Raw genomic sequence first — 19699 nt, 5'->3', positions numbered from 1 at the left:
TAAAACCGTGAGAAAATTAAATTTCCTTAAAGTCCCTCCGATTCTGTTTTTTTTGTGCACTTTTTGCACGATCAAAGCTCCTTTGATTACCTTTACGCAGACCCAAACTGCATCGGAAAAACAAATGCTGGGAGAGGATCGAAATTTAGAAAAAGACGGCTGGTTGATCGCTTCCATAAAAACATCATCGTCGGGATCTGAAATCTGGGAGAGAGATTTGGTCCGGGAATCATTTTCGGATCCGGATGATCGAACTCTTTATATCGCGCTGCGAACCTTGGCTTATTTGGCTCGGGAAACAAAAGAATATTCGGCCTCCGGAATACTTGCCGAAGGCTTGGACGGTAGGATTCGAATCAATCCGAAGGCGAAAGAAGCCGGTGCAGAGAAAGTATTATCAAAACCAGAATTTAAGAACCGTCTTGACGAGTTACTTAAAATAACGAACGAAAGCAGAGATTTGATTGTTCAAGGTAAGCTCCGTAAGGCGGCATCTTTGCCCGGGAAGTCTATGACGGAAAAAGAAAAAACGGAGTTGAGACAATCCGTGCTATTATCGTGGTACCGTTCGGTGGGAGCCGGAGAATACTACGAATCCTCCGTCGGTGTTTGGAAGAAAAAGGGATAAACTTTTATGAGTTATTTCAAATTCGTCCTTTCAGTCTTTGCGATACTCATTTTCGGCGATTGCACTCTACTTAGTTCGGTCGAAAAAATAAAGCCTATCGAATTCGATTACGGCCCTATTTCACGAAATTATTTCCGTCCGGATAACGAAAAGCCGTTCCCTCTTACCGTGCAAAGAGGGAATAACCTTTACCATTCCACGACTAAAGACGGCAGATACTTATTTTATACTACCGGTCAAAAAGGGAACTTCGACGTTTGGTTTCGCGATTTGAAAAGCTCGATCGTGGTTCCTGTCACTCAGCATCCATCCTCGGAATATAAACCCGCAATCAGTCCGGACGGTTCGAAGTTGGTTTTCGTTTCGGAACAATACGACTCGGCAGGAGATATCGTGCTCTTGGAAATGAATCCTTCGGAATGGGTCGCCAAGATGCTGGACGGAAAGAGATTTCTAAGCGAAGATTTCGTATTCTTAACAAATTCTGAATATGCTAATTCGATAAAGTCCGATCGTTTCGTGGATACCGATCCCATTTGGGCGCCTGATAATCGACATATCGTTTTCTCCTCGGATCGTCTTAGTCCCGGCACGCCGAATTTAGTCCTCTGGGACACTAAAGGATTAAGCAAGGCAAAGTTATTGACGAAAACCGGAGCAGCGAGTCCTTTCTGGTCGGAGGACGGGAAGAGAATCGTATACATTTCTTATTCGGAGTCGCCGAGAGGCGAATTGTATTCGATTGAGGTTGCGACAGGACTGATTAAAAGGATCACGAAAGATAATTATCTGGATTTTTCGCCTAGCTTTTCTCCGGACTCAAAATTCATATATTACACTTCGATCCGGAAAGATTCGGATAATAACGGAAAAATCGATGAGCGAGATAATAGCATAATCGTCAAAATCGACCTTTCCAACGGTCGAGAGGCGTTGCTGACATCCGGAAATTTTTCGTTATTCGATACTAAATATTCGAGGTTTAACGGCGGTAGCATTCTGTTTACCGCATCGTTTTACGAAACGATGAATATTTATTTTTTGCCCGAAAACGGTTCCGTTCCTAAAGCGAAGAACATCGCGGAACAATTCGATCTAGCTCTTCAATATAAACGAAAGCAAAGTTTCGAAAATTTTATATTAGCAATCGATTCCATGGATTCGTATTTTTCGGAGGATCCTTTATTCCCGATATTTAAAGCTAAAGGATTATTAGAAAAATATAAAGAATCGAAACGAAAAGGGAATTTGCAGGTTCTCGCGGAAGTCCGAAGAGAGATGACTTCCAACAGACTGCACCCCGACGCGGGCTTGTCATTCGCATTCCTACTGGAGGCGGATGGCGCGACACCCAAAACGCTTAAGGATTATTCCACGGCATGGGAGAAAGTTCCGAAAATAAACCGGAATGCGCTGGCAGCGTTGGAGGAAGAAATCGGAGACGCGTATATTAGTCGGAACGATGAGGACTCGGCCCTCGGAGTATTCGAATCTTTGCGAGTTAGATTTCCCGATTACCACCATGATCGGGATGTACTCCGGAAAATCGGCGCCTTGAGATTCAGCGGGTCGGAACGTTCGGGTTGGGTTCTTCCGAATTCTTTGCTTTTAGTCGCTAACGATCCAAAGTCGAATATGGAAGATTTGAGAAATATATACGAATTACTCGAATCCGAGACGGTTTCCGAGCGTTCAGATGCGGAGAAAATATCGATTGCCGATACCGCCGAAAAAGCGAATTCGCTCCGAACAAAATCTCCCGTACTTCACCGTTTTTTCTCATATGTAAAGGCCTTAGGTTTAAAGGGACAGGGCGATTTTAGGCAGAGTAATTCCATTCTTGACGGTTTTCTCGAACAGTTAAAGGCCGAGGACCCTTTATTCTTAAAAACGCATATTCTAAAATCGGAAAATTTTAGAGGTGTGGGTGATACCAGGAACTCCCTTTCGGAATTGAGAATTTTCCTCGAAAATTACGATGGCGCTTCCGGTGTCGCGATCGATGAAAAAGAGATGGAACGCTCTTTTCTCTATTTCGAAAATTTGGCTCGGAACTACGAAAACAGGTCCGATTTTTTACAAGCCTCATTCCACTATTTTTTTAACGCTGAGAACATGTTCCTCGCGAAAAGTAAGAATTTGTTTTTAGATACTCTGTATAAAGATTACGCGATATATTACCAAAGATTAATGGTTGATACTTCTTTCAAATTGGCCAAATCGATCAGCGACAAAAACGCGAAAGGATTGCTCGGGACTTTGAATCCGGTGGAATTTGATCCTTTGGATAAGAAGGAAGGATTATTTTACGTAACTCAATACTATGAAAAGGAGAAAATCCTTCCTCGAGCTAGAACATTTCTCGATTTGGCGACTCTTTACGGGTACGCATATTATCTGATCAATCGGTCGGTTATTCGGGAGACTTACTTTTACGCCGCCGGAACAATGGATGTCGCAAAAAAGGAAGCTGCTTTACGAGATTTTAAACAAGCCGAATACGAGCTAAGGTGGATCATATTCTCCGATCCGACATATCATGACGCCTATCAGCTGTTAGGCTGGTTATATCAGTACGTCGATATAATGAAATCTAGAAAGCCGCCTGATGCAGAGTTATCGGATGAGGATCAGTACGCGGCCGTTTATAAGAAGTATTTTCCGGAGAAAAACTTCGAAGAAAACGTAGAGCTTTATAGTCAAATTCTGGAGCTTCTAGGGGAGGGTTTCGCGAATAAAAAGGCGCTATCCGACTTACGCTTAAATCTCGGGAATAACTATTTCCTTCTTAAGAATTATCCGAAAGCCGACGAACAATACTCGTTAGTAGAGTCTTACTCTAAGTTTATTCTCTCCAAAGCACAGTTCGAAGATTATCGTCAGAAGGCGGTGTTTCTATTTAATTCGGCGCGATCCTCCATTTATATGTCGCGATACTCGGACGCCATTCGTAAATTGAACGAGGCTTCCGATCTATATTCAAAAAACGAATTTTCCAAGCTATATTACCAATCTGATCCTCGAGGGTCGATAGAAAGTTACCATGAAAAATTAGCTTTAATCTATACTCTTACGGGCTTATCTCATATGGAATCGGGAGAATATAGCGCCGCGATTCCTTTCTACAAAGACGCACTTAAGTTAAATGATTTTTCTCGTTTAGTGGATCCTGTTAATTTACATAATGCCCTCGCGCTCTGTTTTCAGAAAATCGGATCTTTAAGCGAATCGGAAGAAAATTTGAGGAAAGCGGAATTACTCGTAAAGGAGAAAGGAGTCAATTGGTTTCCTCGTAAAGTAAAGATTACTTTCTGGGATTATTTTTGGGATCTCGTATTCGATACGGTCCTTCCCGATTCTACCCGAATTTCAGGGTCAGGAAGATTTCCCGAGGCGATTCCTGCATCCTACCAGCCTCTATTATCTTCCGGTATCCGAATCAATAATCTTCTACTGGAGCAAAATTACGAGCTGGCGGGAGAGGAGACGGATAAACGTCTTGCATACGTAAATGGAAAAGGTTTGAGCGGAAGCTTTCCCGGAAAATTGATTAAATCTCAATCTTGGAACGATTTAGGATTCGTTAAATATAAAAGGAACGAGTTCGAACAGGCCAAGGCCGCATTTCGCTCGGGAAAGAGTTATGAAGCGTCGACAAGCGAAATTTCGTTCAAGTCACAAAGCACGTTCCGACGTTATTTATATTCTCTCTTTGCCGAAATCGAGGCGGACGATAAAAATTTAAGGTTTAATGCGGAGGCGGAGCTGGAGGAAGCATATCGGTTCCTTTACTCTATGAAAAGGAACTATATCGATTCGTGTCTGTCCATATCCGATGATCAGGATAAGGTCTCACTTAGAAAACGATGCGAGGAAACATTCTACAAAGAAAATTATGATTATGATATTCTAATATCGAATCTCCTTTATTATTTAGGCGAAGAGGAACTTAAGCGAAAGGATTGGATTTCCGGATTTGAAAAACTCGGTTTGGCAGTTTCGTTGCTTGAAGATCCTTCCGGGCTACCGAAAGAAATCGTCGGATTGGCTCAAGATCCTTTTTCTAAGAAGGAAAGAGTCATTCATTCATTGAGTCGTGCGAGCATCTATTTTCGACTCGGAGATCTGGAGCGCGCCTACCTCTGCTTGAATTTTGCGGAGGAGATGGCTAACGAATTTTTTTACGCGCATGAACTCGTCCAAACTTGGGTTTTACAGGCCAGATTGGACATGATATCGGGAAAGTCTTCTCGAGCAAAAGAACGTTTACTCAAAGCCGAGAATCTCATTCAAAAACAAGCTCATATCATTCCCGAAGTGAAAGGGTTTTTGCTAAGGGATTTATATGAAACCAGGATTCGCTACGAAGTGGAATCGGGTAATCCCGCTGGAGCTTTAAAGACTTGGGATCGATATCGATCCGTTTTATTATTTAGAAATTTTGAAAAAGGAACTTGGGAATTCGAAGGGAATCCAAAGGAATATCTTCAATTTGAAACATCGTGGAAATATTTTCGCACGGCTTACTTAAAATACCAGATTGCGTTGGAAAGACGAGTTGAAATAAAAGAAGCGGAGTCGGAATTGAACGCGGCATCCGTTTCGGCAGTGCAGTCGCTGGAGCTATTGAGGAAAGTTTTTCCGAGTCGGTCCGCGTTCCTTAACCCGTTCCGTGAAACGACTGATCAGAATTTAGGTCCTCAAGAGAGCGAATTTAGGATCATTAAGGTAATGGGAAAGAATTTTGCACGAATTCGGAGAGCGGAATCGCTCCGATTCGTCACAGTCTTAGGCAACGAAGAGGAAGTTTTCGCCGAGTTGTCACGGCAACCCGAGTGGTCTGTGCCTAAAAGAATATTCGATCCGGGAAATACAGACTACGCGGATCTTTTCGTGCGTCGAGTCGAGGGATTGATTCTAAAAACCGATTTGGATTTGCCTCGGGAACATAACGAAGCCTTGCCGAGGACGATAGCTTCGTATCTCGACATTTCTTCCAGATTAAAAGTTCGTAATGTAGCCTCCGGTTTTTTGGGACATTTACGGGACGATTCCGATATAATTGTATCCCCGTTTCCGGAAGTCGAAGGCGATTTTCTCTTCGGCGAGCGGGTGCGAGATCGGTTGGATTTAAAGGAGATTTTTTCCAAACGTCATAAAATTTCTTCCATTATTTTCGTGACTCCAAAGCGGGTATCGTGGCGAAAAATCGCGAAGGTCGCCTCTGCAAGCATCGGTTCAGGTGTCGATAAAGTATTCGTGTGCCAGGATTCAAAGGACTGCATTGCGAACGTGCTTGCGGAGATTGACGGACAAAGAATCGCCCCGAATGTCTATAGGTTCGGTCGGATTTCACTAAAAAGAGTGCCGAATAGAATCCGAGCCGAATCTCTTCTCGCGGAATCCAGATCGCTTGAAATATCGGGGAAGTATCAGGCCGCTTATGACAAAATTTACGAGGCCAAAGATTTTGTAGAAACCGGATCCGATTTTTCTCGTAGAATTGAAGCAAATCTGCTTAGGCTTTTAAGGCGAAATCATCCGAAGCTTTCGATCGAGGAAATACAAACACTATCGTATGAGACGCGCGACATTCCCCTATTAGAAGAATTGAATTTTTCTCTTTGCCTCGCTGCGCTGTTGGATCACGACGAATTAGATTGTTCCGGAAGAAAGCTTCCTGCGGACAAGAAAGATTTAATTTCCGCAGTTTCTGCTTTAAAGCAGGGACAGGACCCCGGAACCAAGTTTGATGAATTGGTCGATATCGGAATTTATGACCCTTTCTTACTTCGAATTCGCTTAGCAGAACTTGCTTTGGAAAGTTATTTTCCGGTAATTGTGAAAGAGCAATTAATGAAGGCAGCCAAAATCGCGAAAGGGGCCGAATCCCTAACACTCGTATCGAAATTATCCGAGGATATAGTCGAACAAACCGCTCTGCTAGAAGAAATTTCCGAGCCGAAACGCGGAAAAGGAGTCGCTTCGAATTTGGAAAATCGACTGGAGGAAAGTGAGCGATATAAAAGACGACTGATCGACCTTGCCGACAAGAAATCTTTCGGAGGGAAAATTTCGCCGATCGCCTTATATTCGGAAGTGTTTGGGGCATCGCAGGAATTATTTTCATCGCTTACTTCTTCGGAAAGAGCGGTGATCGCGGATTTATTGAGATACTCGATAGGAGATGAAATGGTCGGAGAAATATCCGATTTTCTCTCTTCTTACATCGAATTCGAGAGAAAGAAAGGAAATCTGCCGAGGGTTGTGAGATTCATGATCGAACTTTCTCGCGCATATTATTCTAAAGGAGATTACGAAAATGCGCGAAAATGGATGCTTAAAGCCGAAAGCGAACCGGGACATTTTCAAGATTCGGAAATCGACTATCTGAAATATAAGGTAAACGTGTTAAACGGAAAACCGCAGACGACCGCTTCCGATTCTCCTTTTTCCCTATTTACAAAATTCTATGAAGAATCTCTTTCGACTGCTCCTAAGAATTTTCTCGATATAGCGAACCGGTGGGTAAACTCGCGAAAACGAGCTTCTTTGACTCCGAGAGAGAGGAGAGAGCTGAACGATTTCTTGACGTTTCTGCAAACTCTCGCTTTTAAAAAAAATGATTCGGAGGTTTTCTTCGATCTCTGTGTCGCTAAAGACAAGGTTTCCATCGCTAGAAAGACGATTCTCGGTAAAGAGCCGCTTTTTTCCGATATCCCGAAATTCGAGCCAGTCTCGCATAGATTGGAAGAAAAACTTCCGATAGGCCAGGAATTTCTTGCGGTGGCGGATCTCGGCCTTACGACCTTCTACATTAAATTTACGAAAGGAAAATCTAATGGAGATATCGCCTATAAGGATAACCGCAAATTAAAAGCGGCTATTCGGCAATATCATGAAGAGGCGGAAAAAGGAGGCTCTGAAATTTTATTGAGAGAATCCTTGGAAACGGAATATCGCCAGAATATTAGGATTTCGAAGAATAAGATCACCTATATGTATCTTCCGAATTACCATTTTCTCGTTCCATTAGTTCCTCGTTCGGAGGAGGAAATCTATTATGTGACGGATCCGGTCTCTTTTCTGGAAAACCCTATTCATCAAGAAAAGGACGAATTTTTACCCGGCTTTAATATCATTGCTCGGGAACCGAATTCGGCTCCCGATTGGTATAAACGATTATTAAAGTTAGACGCATTGGAACTGGGAAGTAAGACCGGGCATTCGGGGGTTTATCCTTTTTTCATAATGCAGGAACCGCTCGAGCTTGATTTTAATCGTGGAGTTCTATTCGGTGGAAAGCCGTTGCCTGAAATTTCGGAGGCCAAGCAAAAAGGTACGTGGATGCTTTCATCGTCTTTTCTGAAAGAATTCGACTTCGGTTCCGAGAATTTACGGGACTCTCTTTACTTTTTGCAGAAATCTCTCCGGGGATCCGGTATAGTAAATCTCGGTTTTCAGACGGATACGCATAACTCACGATTCTTAAAAGAATTAACGAGACGCGAAGATTCTAGAATATCTCTTCGAAATCGATTTTTGAGAGCGATTGAAATCATGCGAGACGTTTATCCATTTGATAAATATTGGAATGGGTACCGTCTCTTTACGACATCGATCATAAGTAAATAACGGACAAGAGGGAGTTTAGCTATGGGTTTTTGTATTCCCCACCCGTCGTGGGTGGGGGCCGGATCGGCGGTACCCGGGGGATTCCATCATGTATCAGATTTATCGTTTTTTTGCAGAAGTTGTAGGAGCTCCTACAAGAATTTTAATGCATTGTTTTCTTGACGGTTCTGATAGTTTCTGATATGGAGTTTCTTTCGTAAAACCGCCTCCATCCCCCACGAGCCTGTTGAAAAAGGGATGCAATTTTAGGGAACTTGCTAGATTTACGGAATGGCAAAGTTCAAGAATACGGATCCGAATCAGCTTAGAATGTACGTTTTAGAGTTCAAGGAATTGTTCGGGGAAGAACATCCGATTCACGGTTTTAAGAAAGTCATTGATCGGTTAGATTTCGAAGATTTCGAAAAGAATTACCAGAATGATGAGACTGGAAGACCTGCAATTTCACCGAAGAAAGTTATTTCGGCTCTTTTTTATTCCATTTTAATCGGCAATATCTCGATGCGGGAACTCTGTAGGTTATCCAAACTCAGAGCTGAATTGATCTATCTTCTGGATGGAGAAGAGCTGGATCATAGTTTTATCTCAAAGTTCAGAAAGACTCACAGAACTGAAATCGAAGATCTATTTTCTCAAACGGTATTTCTCGGTTACGAAAGCGGTTATATAGATTTTGAAACCGTTTCCATAGATGGCACTAAGATAAAGGCGAATGCGAATCCCGATGATATAGGGGACCTGGAAAAATTCGAGCTTAGACTTGAACAAATCGAAAAGGTAAGTAAGGTCAAATTTCAAGAATGGGAAAAGTCTGCCGATATGGATCGTTCTCAAATTCGAGACAAAAGAAAAGAATTAGAACTAAAGGCAGAAAAGCTTCAGGATGCGGTAAAATTCCTAAAAAAGCACAAAGACCGTCGTAGAGTCCATCTCTATGAGAGAGATTGCGATCTACAGAAAAAAGGAAACGTATTCCTGGTAGGTTACAATGCTCAAGCGGCGGTCGATTGCAAATCCAACATGATCATTTCTCACAGTGTGGAAACGGAACAATCCGATACTAAGTTTGCGGAGAAAATGATTCGAAAAGTCGAATCTTGCTACGAATTCTTAAGATCGGAAAAACAAGATTTAAATAGAATTCAATATGTCTTAGATGCCGGTTATGCAAGCGAAAGTAATTTCCAGAGATTAAAAGACTTCGATCTTTATTGTCCCGATCAAAAAGTAACAAGGTTATTTCAAGCAGGGAAGATCCCAAAAGTTACCGATTTCTCCAAACGAAGGCCTCCGTTCATCAAATTTATCTATGAAAAGAAAGCCAACAACTTCGTCTGTCCATCGGGCAGAACACTTAAATTCCGATCCGAAAAGTATCTTCATGGACAATACAGTTATTCGGATTACAGATCGACGGGTTGCAACGGCTGTAAGTTGAAACATTTCTGCACAAAAGGTCGATCTAAATCCATTTTGGTGAATTCTAATAACTTGAGAAGAAACTACATTCATTTAAGTCCAAGTAAAAACTACCATCCGAGCGAGCTGAATAATTTCTACACGATGGAAATGCGCAAAAAGTTACAAAACCCGAAATCGAGAAAAATTTATGCCAAACGGTTTTCTTCGATTGAAGGCGTCTTTGGTGCAATGAAAGGATCTCGTGCAGGAAATAGATTCATGACAAAAGGATTGGAAAAAGTTTCTCTTGAATGGTCCGAAAGATGCTCCGCTCACAACATAGGAAAAATTTGCGGATTTCGGTATATTTAAACGATCTGCTACGGCAGTCCCTTCTTCTTTTTGCCATTCGCTTTAAAGAGGAAGAAGAATTTTCAGACAAACCAGGCCTCTTTTTCAACAGGCTCCCCACCCAGGAAGGGTGGGCCCGCGCGCGACTTGAATCATACTTTACGAATTTCTAATCTTTCTCGGAGTCTAAAAGTGTTTTTCTTTCAGCCGAAGATAGCGAAACAAGCTTGCGCATTTCTTCATGGAATTTTCCGAAATCGCGACCGACCTCCAAAAACTTCCTTTCAAAGAAAGCCGAACCGGAATGATAGCGAAGCATTCCGACAAAATCCTCGTTGTTCCAATCTCGTTCGGACAGTTTTTTACCGTTTACGGTCTTCCAATTTCGCTGTCCGAGTTCTCTCTTGAAGGATAAAAGAATTTCGCCTTTCTCTTTTCGTATTTGTTCTTCGGAAATCTTTTTTGAATAAAGATTTTTCAGCAATTCTGCGGTTTCTCGTAAAAGCTTTTTGTATTGTTCTCGCTCCTGCTCCGAAGATTCGCGAGCTTCCACAAGCTTCTGACCGCCAATCGAAAATAAATAAGCCTTCGTTCCGGCCTCTTCTACGAAACTCGCATAACTTTCGTTAAAGACGCTATCTCCCGGAAAATAGACCGTTGCATGCGCCATTTCATGTAAAACTAAAGCGGCGAGATCCGCTCGATCGTCGTATAATTGCGCGGAAAATAGCGGGTCTTCAAACCAACCGAGAGTGGAATAACCGGCAGTGATTCTGATTCGAGTGTCCCAACCTTCTTCTTTGAGTCGCGTTTCCTCTTCCTTTGCTTTTTCCAGCGAAAAATAGCCTTTGTAAGGAACAGAACCGATGATTGGAAACCACCAGGTGTAAGATTCGAATCGCAAAGGATGGCAGGCGCTTACATGCCAACCGACCGCATTGCGATCCAATGAGATGAAACTTTTGAAACCGCCTTTCGAGGAAAGAGCCAAGGATCGTATTCCGAAATCCCTGATCCGTTCCACTTCCTTTAATTTTTCCTTCGTTCTTTCGGAAACTGAAGGATCCGAAAGAACTTCTTCAAACGGTCGCTTCTGTATGACGATTTTTGCCTGCTCTTTACCGATATGAAAGAGATAGGGAATACAGCCTTGGGAAGAGATCCAGAATAGAAAAAGGATAGGAACCGGTAGACGCCCTCTGGAGAATCCGAGTCGACGATTTGCCAACCTGGCGACAGGATGGGCCAAGGTAGTTTTCATGCGATTCTCTCTTCCTCCAGTTGTGGTTGTGAACGCCGGGCTGGCGGTTCTATTGATTCTAATCCTAATTCTCCCAGGCGAAGGAGGGTTGTCTTCCTTTTTCCGGGGAGATAAGCCTCTCGACTACGGAGAGCAAAAAGCCGGGATCGAACTTCAAAACGCATTTCGCAATGTTTACAGACTGGCAAAAGATTCCGTCGTATCGATTCGAACAAAAAAGTCGGATCTTATCGTAAGTCCATATCATTACTTCGATTATAGAAACGAACGGCTTGCTTCCTTCGGAAGCGGTTTTCTAATTCATGAAAAAGGATATATCGTTACCAACTTTCATGTGATCGAAGGAGCGGAGAGTATAGAAGTCATCACTTCGGACGGGAGCGTCTTTCCGGCTAAGTTTGTCGGAAGCCACGAGAGAGCGGATATTTCGCTTTTGAAAATTCGCGAAGGTTCCGGGTTGAAACCCGTGCGTTTCGGAAATTCGGACGATATTGAAGTCGGTGATTGGGCGATTGCGATCGGCTCTCCGTTCGGTTTAGAACGATCTTTCTCGGTAGGCGTTGTTTCGGCAAAATACAGGGAGGATTTGGATGAAACAGGGCAGACGCATATTCAGATTGATAGCATGATTAATCCGGGCTCTAGCGGCGGGCCCTTATTAAATATTTATGGAGAAGTTATCGGCATCAATCGACTTATCCGAAGCGATACGGGACGGAATACCGGAATCGGTTTCGCGATTCCGATGAATTATGCGAAGAAAATCATTCAACTGATTCAGGAAAACAAAGGAAGAATTATTCGTCCCGCCACCCTCGGCGTTATGGCAACGGTTCCTCTAACGGACCACCGGAAAGCCTTGGGCATTCCGGACGACTGGACCGGTGTTCTCGTTTACGATATAGAGGCGGGTTCTTCCGCAGAATCTTCGGGAATGAAACGGTATGATTTCATTCTAGAGGCGAATGGGCTGCCCGTAAAAAATATTAATGATCTTCGGGAGCAGGTCGGAATAGTGGGATTAGGGGGGAGGCTTAAACTCAGAATTTATCGAGAAAAAAGTCTCCAAGAACTCGTAGTCCGATTAGTGCAAAAATAAAAAAGGACTACAGGCGGGATATGAGAAGAAATATCGTTCATAGCGGTGCGGATGCTCTCATCTATGAGATCCGTCAGATCGTTGCAGTCGCTAAAAAGTTGGAAGCATTAGGCGTTCAAGTCACCTACGAAAACATCGGTGACCCGATTCAAAAAGGCGAGAAGGTAGCTCCTTGGATGAAAAAGATCGTCGCGGATCTTATTCTCGAGGATAAGTCTTGGGCCTATACCGCAACGCAAGGATATGAAAAAACCCGCAAGTTTCTCGCCGAAAAAGTAAATGAAAGAGGGGGAGCACAGATTACTTCCGACGATCTTTTGTTCTTTAACGGCCTCGGAGACGCCGTTGCAAAAATATTCGGTTTTATGAGAAGGGAAGCTCGTGTGCTCGGACCGAGTCCAGCATATTCGACTCTTTCTTCGGCAGAAGCGGCGCATTCCGGCTACGAACATATGACTTACAATCTCCTTCCTGAACGAGGTTGGATGCCGGATTTGGAAGATATCGAAAACAAAGTAAAATACAATGATTCGATTGCGGGAATTCTACTGATTAATCCGGATAATCCTACCGGGGCAGTATATGGAAAAGACGTAATGCGTCAGATCGTTTCCATCGCGGAAAAATACGACGTTATGATCGTTTGTGATGAAACGTACGCCCATGTAAACTACTCCGAAACGGGAACGATTCATCTGTCCGAGGTGATTGGAGACAAAGTATGCGGTCTTGCGCTCCGTTCCATCTCTAAAGAATTTCCTTGGCCCGGCGGCCGCTGCGGTTGGGTGGAGATTTTTAATAAAGATAAGGATCCTATCTTCGCGCGTTACGTAAAATCCCTCCTAGACGCAAAGATGCTGGAAGTCTGCTCTACGACTTTACCGCAAATGGCGATTCCTGAGGTGTATTCTCATCCCGAATTCATCCCACATTTAAAGTCGAGAAACGAAAAATTTAAAAAAAGAGCGAAACTCGCGACTCAATATTTCGACAACCTCAAAGGAGTCCGAGTCGTAGAACCGAAAGGCGCATTTTATCTCACCGTTGCTTTCGACGAAGGCGTTCTTAGCAATAAGATGTCTCTGCCCGTTGCGAATCCTCAGGCTGAGGAATTCATTCGACCTCTATTGGAGAATTGTGCGAACGATCGTAGGTTCGTATACTTTTTGCTCGCTTCGACCGGAATTTGCGTAGTTCCACTTTCTTCCTTTTGCACGAACCGTCACGGATTCCGAGTCACTCTCTTGGAAGAAAACGAAGATAAGTTTCGCTGGATTTATTCCACGCTTCGAAGTAGCATAGAGGAATACATTCGTTCGGCGTAAGGCTGCAATGGAAAACCAAGACGGAACTCCTATTAAAATCGGAGTCATGGATTCCGGAATGGGCGGGCTTTCGGTTCTTCGAATGCTTCTTTCACTTCCGTATCGAGCACATTACGTATATTATGGCGATTTAAAAAATGCGCCCTATGGTGAACGACATACCGATGAAGTGCTGGCGCTGACTCGAGACGTTTGTCGGGAGTTGCTTTCTCGTCAAGTGAGCGCCATACTTTTGGCTTGTAATACCGCGACTTCCGCAGCCGCATCCGAATTGAGAGCGGAACTCCCGATACCCGTATTCGGTATGGAACCTGCAATTAAGCCGGCGCTACTTACTCATCCTGATGAAAGAATCGCATTGCTCGCAACTTCGGTCACTCATCGGGAAGAGAAATTACGAAATTTGAAACTTTCCTTGTCAGCCGAAGAAAGGATCGTTCATCTGAACTGCGACGGTCTGGCAACTCTTGTCGATTTGGGTAAATTCAAGGAAGCGGAGATTTTTCTAAGAAAAATCCTAGAACCCGTCAAGTTAGAAGGAATTCGGACGCTTGTTTTAGGGTGCACGCATTATGTTTTTTTAAAAGGCTTACTTTTGTCCGTTTACCCGGAGGCGATTTTACACGACGGGAACGAAGGAACTATGCGGCATTTGATTCGGTCCTTACAATTAGAGCGTTTTCCGGGGACTTCCAGTTTCGAACTTTTCTTTTCCGGAAGGGAAAAAGAGACTGATGCTTACTTATTGGGCAAACGACTCCTCGACGAAAACGAGTGATACGTGCAAAACTTTCGGTAAGAATTTTTTTCCATTCCCCTTTTTTTTAGTTCCCTCCGTCTCCGCGACAATCTAAGTTACGGTACTCTATGAACCGGCTCGCAAAAATTCTAAGTATATTACTTACTCTTTCAGCTGTAATTTCCGGCTGTAAACCGAAATCGGAAGGGACCTCCCAAGGAATCGTCACGTTTCTAACGGGCAAGGTAACGATCGGGAAATCGGGCAAAGGTCTGAAATTGGATGATACCGTCTCCGAGCACGACACGATCGTCACTGCAAAGGACGGACTTGTGGATTTGACTACGCCGCTCGGAACGATTCGCCTTTTGGGGGATACGGAAGCCTCTGTTGCCGCTTTAAAAGCGGATCAGGCGTATCTAAAGGTGAACGAAGGTAATATCCTCGTAAAAGTGATTAAACTTTCTAAAAACCAGTCTATTTCGGTGGATACTCCCGCCGTCGTTGCAGCCGTTCGAGGTACCCAATTTTGGGGGCAAGTGAATCGTTCTGCGGAAACCGGAACCTTTGCCGTTCGCGAAGGAAGCGTTTTAATCACTCGGAAAACTGACGAAGCTAGAGTTTTAGTAAAAGCCGGCGAAGCGGTCGATTTAAAACCGGGATTATCGCCATTGGTGACCAGAGTAGCGGCCGAGGCGGAGCTTTCCGCTATGCAGCAAATCGATCAAATGAAATAATATCGCGATCTTGTCGTTTCGACTCGCACCGGACGACTTTATTAAATCTCCTTTTTTTTCTGTCCAGAAGACTCGACTCGGGAATCCTGTTCCCGAGCGGGTAGGATGGAAAGCAAGATCACTTATAAAAGCGCCGGTGTGGACACCGAAGCCGGTCAAGACTTCGTAAGAAGAATCAAAGAAAACGTGGAATCCACGCACGGACCTCGCGTCGTGGGTGGTTTAGGCGGTTTTTCCGGCGGCTTTGACGTTGCATTTCTTAAGAATTATAAGAATCCGATTTTGCTTTCCGGTACGGATGGAGTCGGGACTAAATTAGAATTGGCCCGCCTTTTCGGGATTCATGATACAGTGGGTATCGATTTAGTCGCGATGTGCGTGAATGATATTCTCGTCTCCGGCGGTGAACCTCTATTCTTCTTGGATTATATCGCTTGCGGAAAATTGGATCCCGCTCGAATGGAACGAATCGTTTCCGGAATCGTGAAAGGTTGTCGCTTATCAGGCGCCGCTCTTCTTGGCGGTGAAACTGCGGAACATCCAGGCACAATGGAGCAAGACGAATATGATTTGGCCGGCTTCGTAGTCGGAGTTGTGGAAAAAGAGGATATGATTGACGGTTCGAAGATCCGTCCCGGAGACGTAGTGCTGGGATTGGAATCTTCCGGTCCGCATAGTAATGGCTTCTCCTTCATTCGAAAATTGTATTTACCGGAAGGTAGAAAGCTTCCGTCGGACGTCTCTACAGTAGACTTTCTGAGGGAATTCGCACTTAGGCCGACTCGAATTTATGTACAAAGCATTCTGAATCTAATAAAGAAAGTGGAAGTAAAAGGGATGGTTCACATTACCGGTGGGGGATTCTACGAAAATATCCCGCGCGTTCTTCCGAAAGACTGCGGAGTTTCGATCGAACGGGAAAATTTACCCGCGAATCCTTTCTTTGAAAAATTGAAAAAGGACTTTCCGCAAGTTGAAGAAAAAGAACTCTATTCTACATTCAATATGGGCGTAGGATATATCGTTATTGTTTCCCCCGATTCGGAAGCGGCAGCTCGGAAGAATTTGGAAGAAAAGGGCGAAAGTGTTCGAAGAATCGGCACTATTATTTCTCGTAAAGATAAATCCGTAATTTTCGTCTAACCAAAGTTATGGACAAAGTCCGCTCCTTTTTTAGAAATCCGATCTTCGTTATTTCGAAAAAAAACCCCTTCATGCTTTCTAGATGGAGTATTCTTTACGTACTTCTCGGAATTTTCGGCGGTTTATTCGCCGCGCTATTCTGGAAATGTTTGGAATTCCTGACCCAATTTTTAGGAAGGGTCGAAGGCCCATGGGTCATCGCCTTAATGACCGGCTCAGGTTTGTTGATAGGACTTTTGATATATTGGCTGGGCGAGCCGGGCGAAATTTCATTAGTAATCGATAATATACGATTTCGTGGAGGAAAGTTAGACCCTAAGAATAATCCTTCAATGGCGGTCTCATCCCTTCTTAGTATTTCTTCGGGTGGGAGCGCTGGTCCCGAGGCTCCCTTAGTCCAGATCATCGGTTCCATCGGCAGTTGGTTCGCTGAAAGACTGGGGCTGGAAGGGGAGGAGGTTCGCTCGATGACGATTGCTGGAATGGCTGCGGGTTTTACCTCTCTGTTCGGTTCGCCATTAGGCGGCGCTTTGTTTGCACTCGAAATATTGCAACACAGGCATGTCGTCGAATATTATGAGGCCCTGCTGCCGGCTTTCCTTTCCAGTTGTTCGGCATATTTCGTATTTCTTTGGATGACGGATATGGGCATCGGACCCACATGGCAATTCCCTCAATATGTTCCCGGAGGAATCGAAGATTTTGAAAATGCACTCGCTTTCGGAATCGCGGGGGCGGCAATCGGCTGGGTTTTTTACGGAGTATTTCGTACTACCAAATATTCCTTTTCCAAAATTCCCGGTCCGATCTTTGTCAAGACGGCTTTAGGAGGATTGATTCTAGGATGCATTGCATTCTACCAACCTCTGACAAGATATTTTAGCCACGAACAACTGAATCAAATCGTAGTTACAAAAGGAGATTGGCTATTTTTCGGGAGCTTGGTTCTCTTGAAAATTATAGCGATCAATATCACCGTATCGAGCGGTTGGAGAGGAGGGATCATTATTCCTCTGTTCTTTATCGGAGCTGCTTCCGGAAGGTTTTTTATGGATTTCTTTCCGACCGAAAATGAATCTTTTTTGCTGATATGCTTAATGGCCTCGGTTAATGCCTCGGTTACGAAAACTCCGATCAGCACGACAATTTTATTGGCTGACTTAACGGGAGTCTCAAGTTTCACACCGGTTTTGTTCGCATCCTTGAGCGGATACTTTCTATCTCCAAAGGCTCCATTTATTAAATCGCAAGCCGATTCTCAATAGCCTTTTTCGTAAATTTTCTACGGGAAATCGTAGACGTTTTCCCGTTAATTTTGGAATCTTCAACCTAACTCGAATGGGAACGAACGCGTATATCAGAATCTTTCCGTTTCTCATTCTATTTCTCTTTATTTACTGCCGCCCTTTTCCTAAAGGAGCAATTCTTGAAAACGGAATCTTAGATTGGGATAAAACCAAGTCAGCGGGCAGAGGTGATTGCTTCCGATTGACGGGAGAATGGAAATTCGCTTGGCTAGGTGAGACTCCCGGTACGGAGCTTCCGAAAAACCCGACGGATTTTTCCACTCAGATTAGTCCCGGAAGTTGGACTGGAGAAACCTGGCACGGGAGTATTCTTCCCAAATATGGAAAGGCTCTATACCGCTTAGAGCTAATCTCTCAAGGACACGTAGGTAATCTTCGATTGGTCAGTTTTGATCAGGGAACGAATTATCGAATCATTTTTAACGGAAAAATTATTTCGGAAGTCGGCAGAGTAGGAGATCCATCGCTGGATGCTCTCGCCTTATTAACGCGTTATGTGACTTTGCCTCCTTGGGAAAAAAAAGCCGACCTAGACTTTGAAATTTCGAATTACAATTACAGAAAAGGCGGTTTATGGAAGCCTCCGATTTTCGGCGAACCGGAATGCGTCAATAGATATTACCAGGATCGAAGGGATCTCGAATCGCTTTTGGCGGGAGGACTTCTTTTTCTAGGTCTATTTCATATATTCGTTTCCGTTTTTTACAAGAAGGATTCTTCGGCGATCATTTTGGGACTATTCTCCCTAACGGTTTTCTTGAGATTGTATTCTACCGGTGTAAGGTTATTTCCCGAGCACTTCGACGTCGGGCCGGAAATTTATTTGCGTACGGAGTTTATATCCTGGTTTATCGGCATGCCTTTGGCTCTGCATTTTTTGTATTCGGTTTTTCCGATCGATGCCGGACGGATACTTTTAAAAGTCGGATATTCAACGGCGGCAATTTTTATTATAATAACGTTATTTACGGGTCCGGAAATCTATTCATATCTGATCGGGCCTTCCTATATAGCGTTTGTCTGTATGGGGGCGAGCTCCCTATTCGTTTTGGCCAAGGCGATCCGAAATAAACGACCGGGTGCGATCCTATATTTGGTCGGCTTTCTCATCCTATTTTTCTTCCTAGCCAGCGAAGTTCTCTATCACTCGGAAGTAATGGATTCCTGGGAGTTGAGCGGAGTCGGTGTGGGAATTTTCGTACTATCCAACGCTCTGTCCTTATCCAACAAGCTTCTGAGCGGTTTTCGACAAAGGGAAGAAGTTCAAGAAATTCTGAATATGGATTTGGAAGAACTCGTAAAGAAAAGAACAAAAGAGTTGGAATGGGCCAGAGACGAAGCGGAGGCTGCGAATCGGGCCAAGAGCGAGTTTCTGATCAATGTGGATCATGAGGTCCGAACTCCTATGAACGGAATTATGGGAATAACTGAGATGCTATTGGATAGCGACATGAAACCCGAGCAGAAGGAGATGGTCGAATTATTGAAACGGAGCGGAGACGCAATGATGTTGATCTTGGGATCAATGCTGGACGCTTCCAGTTTGGAAAAAGGAACTCTCGTTCTGGTCAATCGTCCGTTTCACTTGCGAGCGGCCGTCTATGAAGCCGCAATGCGTATGGAAGATTCCATTAAACGAAAAGGCATCGCTTTTTCCGTATTAATAGCAGATGATCTGCCTGATTTAGTCGTAGGAGACGAAGGTCGCTTTAAGAGGATGATCATCGGACTCTTGGAGAATGCCGAAAAATTCACAAAAAAAGGATTCATTCGGTTTACCGGCATGTTGCTTAGTGCGACTCAATTTAGCTATCGATTCCGATTCGAGGTGGAAGATAGCGGGATCGGAATTTCTCAAGAACTTTGGGAGGCCATTTTTACTCCGTTTCAGCAAGTCGATTCAGGAGTAACAAAACCTTTCCAAGGCGCGGGTCTAGGACTTTCCCTAAGCCGCGCATTAGCCAGGAAAATGGACGGGGATATTCAAGTGCAAAGTGTCCCGGGCAAAGGTTCCATTTTTATCCTGGAGTTAGGTCTTTCCAAGCCTGAAATCCACCCTTGACATGTCGATAG

Annotated in this window: 11 protein-coding genes; 10 read left to right on the top strand and 1 reads right to left on the bottom strand. The window is 44.0% G+C overall.

Annotated features, from left to right (window positions below):
* Positions 1-7: 7 nt before the first annotated feature.
* The 3 genes from LEP1GSC058_RS00255 (at position 8) to LEP1GSC058_RS00245 (ending at position 10036) form a co-directional block, all read left to right on the top strand.
* Positions 8-628 carry a hypothetical protein gene (locus LEP1GSC058_RS00255; RefSeq protein ID WP_039947780.1) on the top strand — a complete coding sequence of 207 codons (621 nt, stop codon included), beginning with the start codon at positions 8-10 and terminating at the stop codon, positions 626-628.
* Between the two features lie 6 nt (positions 629-634).
* A complete protein-coding gene (locus LEP1GSC058_RS00250; RefSeq protein WP_016547681.1) occupies positions 635-8263 on the top strand; it encodes a TolB-like translocation protein in 7629 nt (2542 codons plus the stop codon).
* Between the two features lie 270 nt (positions 8264-8533).
* Positions 8534-10036: a transposase gene (locus LEP1GSC058_RS00245; RefSeq protein ID WP_016547494.1), complete on the top strand. Its 1503-nt coding sequence runs from the start codon at positions 8534-8536 to the stop codon at positions 10034-10036.
* Positions 10037-10184: 148 nt separating this feature from the next.
* Here the strand turns inward: LEP1GSC058_RS00245 and LEP1GSC058_RS00240 are convergent, their stop codons facing one another.
* Positions 10185-11276 carry an aminopeptidase gene (locus LEP1GSC058_RS00240; RefSeq protein ID WP_016547721.1) on the bottom strand — a complete coding sequence of 364 codons (1092 nt, stop codon included), beginning with the start codon at positions 11274-11276 and terminating at the stop codon, positions 10185-10187.
* Between LEP1GSC058_RS00240 and LEP1GSC058_RS00235 the strand changes: the two genes are divergently transcribed.
* The 7 genes from LEP1GSC058_RS00235 to LEP1GSC058_RS00205 all read left to right on the top strand — a co-directional run bounded on the left by LEP1GSC058_RS00235 (position 11275) and on the right by LEP1GSC058_RS00205 (position 19688).
* Positions 11275-12375 carry a S1C family serine protease gene (locus LEP1GSC058_RS00235; protein ID WP_016547636.1) on the top strand — a complete coding sequence of 367 codons (1101 nt, stop codon included), beginning with the start codon at positions 11275-11277 and terminating at the stop codon, positions 12373-12375. The two genes, LEP1GSC058_RS00240 and LEP1GSC058_RS00235, sit on opposite strands and share 2 nt — an antisense overlap.
* A 20-nt stretch (positions 12376-12395) precedes the next feature.
* A complete protein-coding gene (locus tag LEP1GSC058_RS00230; protein ID WP_016547743.1) occupies positions 12396-13700 on the top strand; it encodes a pyridoxal phosphate-dependent aminotransferase in 1305 nt (434 codons plus the stop codon).
* A 7-nt stretch (positions 13701-13707) separates the two neighbouring features.
* On the top strand, positions 13708-14478 hold the full coding sequence (gene murI, locus LEP1GSC058_RS00225) for a glutamate racemase (RefSeq protein WP_016547719.1): 771 nt from the start codon (positions 13708-13710) through the stop codon (positions 14476-14478).
* Between the two features lie 89 nt (positions 14479-14567).
* Positions 14568-15176: an adhesin Lsa19 gene (lsa19, locus tag LEP1GSC058_RS00220; protein ID WP_016547756.1), complete on the top strand. Its 609-nt coding sequence runs from the start codon at positions 14568-14570 to the stop codon at positions 15174-15176.
* Between the two features lie 105 nt (positions 15177-15281).
* Positions 15282-16319: a phosphoribosylformylglycinamidine cyclo-ligase gene (purM, locus tag LEP1GSC058_RS00215; RefSeq protein ID WP_016547521.1), complete on the top strand. Its 1038-nt coding sequence runs from the start codon at positions 15282-15284 to the stop codon at positions 16317-16319.
* Between the two features lie 8 nt (positions 16320-16327).
* On the top strand, positions 16328-17584 hold the full coding sequence (locus LEP1GSC058_RS00210; protein WP_016547499.1) for a chloride channel protein: 1257 nt from the start codon (positions 16328-16330) through the stop codon (positions 17582-17584).
* A gap of 73 nt (positions 17585-17657) precedes the next feature.
* Positions 17658-19688, top strand: coding sequence for a sensor histidine kinase (locus LEP1GSC058_RS00205; RefSeq protein WP_016547695.1), 2031 nt, complete (start codon positions 17658-17660; stop codon positions 19686-19688).
* Positions 19689-19699: the final 11 nt, after the last annotated feature.

Source organism: Leptospira fainei serovar Hurstbridge str. BUT 6 (assembly GCF_000306235.2).
GTDB classification, from domain to species: Bacteria; Spirochaetota; Leptospiria; order Leptospirales; family Leptospiraceae; genus Leptospira_B; species Leptospira_B fainei.
The sequence above is the reverse complement of the archived record's forward strand: the minus strand, read 5'-3'. Positions and strand labels throughout refer to the sequence as shown.

Bases quoted from the DNA above. Each gene is read 5' to 3' on its own strand.
- LEP1GSC058_RS00250 (WP_016547681.1), top strand. From the start codon at position 635: ATGAGTTATTTCAAATTCGTCCTTTCAGTCTTTGCGATACTCATTTTC.
- LEP1GSC058_RS00245 (WP_016547494.1), top strand. From the start codon at position 8,534: ATGGCAAAGTTCAAGAATACGGATCCGAATCAGCTTAGAATGTACGTT.
- LEP1GSC058_RS00235 (WP_016547636.1), top strand. From the start codon at position 11,275: ATGCGATTCTCTCTTCCTCCAGTTGTGGTTGTGAACGCCGGGCTGGCG.
- LEP1GSC058_RS00240 (WP_016547721.1), bottom strand. From the start codon at position 11,276: ATGAAAACTACCTTGGCCCATCCTGTCGCCAGGTTGGCAAATCGTCGA.
- LEP1GSC058_RS00230 (WP_016547743.1), top strand. From the start codon at position 12,396: ATGAGAAGAAATATCGTTCATAGCGGTGCGGATGCTCTCATCTATGAG.
- murI (WP_016547719.1), top strand. From the start codon at position 13,708: ATGGAAAACCAAGACGGAACTCCTATTAAAATCGGAGTCATGGATTCC.
- lsa19 (WP_016547756.1), top strand. From the start codon at position 14,568: ATGAACCGGCTCGCAAAAATTCTAAGTATATTACTTACTCTTTCAGCT.
- purM (WP_016547521.1), top strand. From the start codon at position 15,282: ATGGAAAGCAAGATCACTTATAAAAGCGCCGGTGTGGACACCGAAGCC.
- LEP1GSC058_RS00210 (WP_016547499.1), top strand. From the start codon at position 16,328: ATGGACAAAGTCCGCTCCTTTTTTAGAAATCCGATCTTCGTTATTTCG.
- LEP1GSC058_RS00205 (WP_016547695.1), top strand. From the start codon at position 17,658: ATGGGAACGAACGCGTATATCAGAATCTTTCCGTTTCTCATTCTATTT.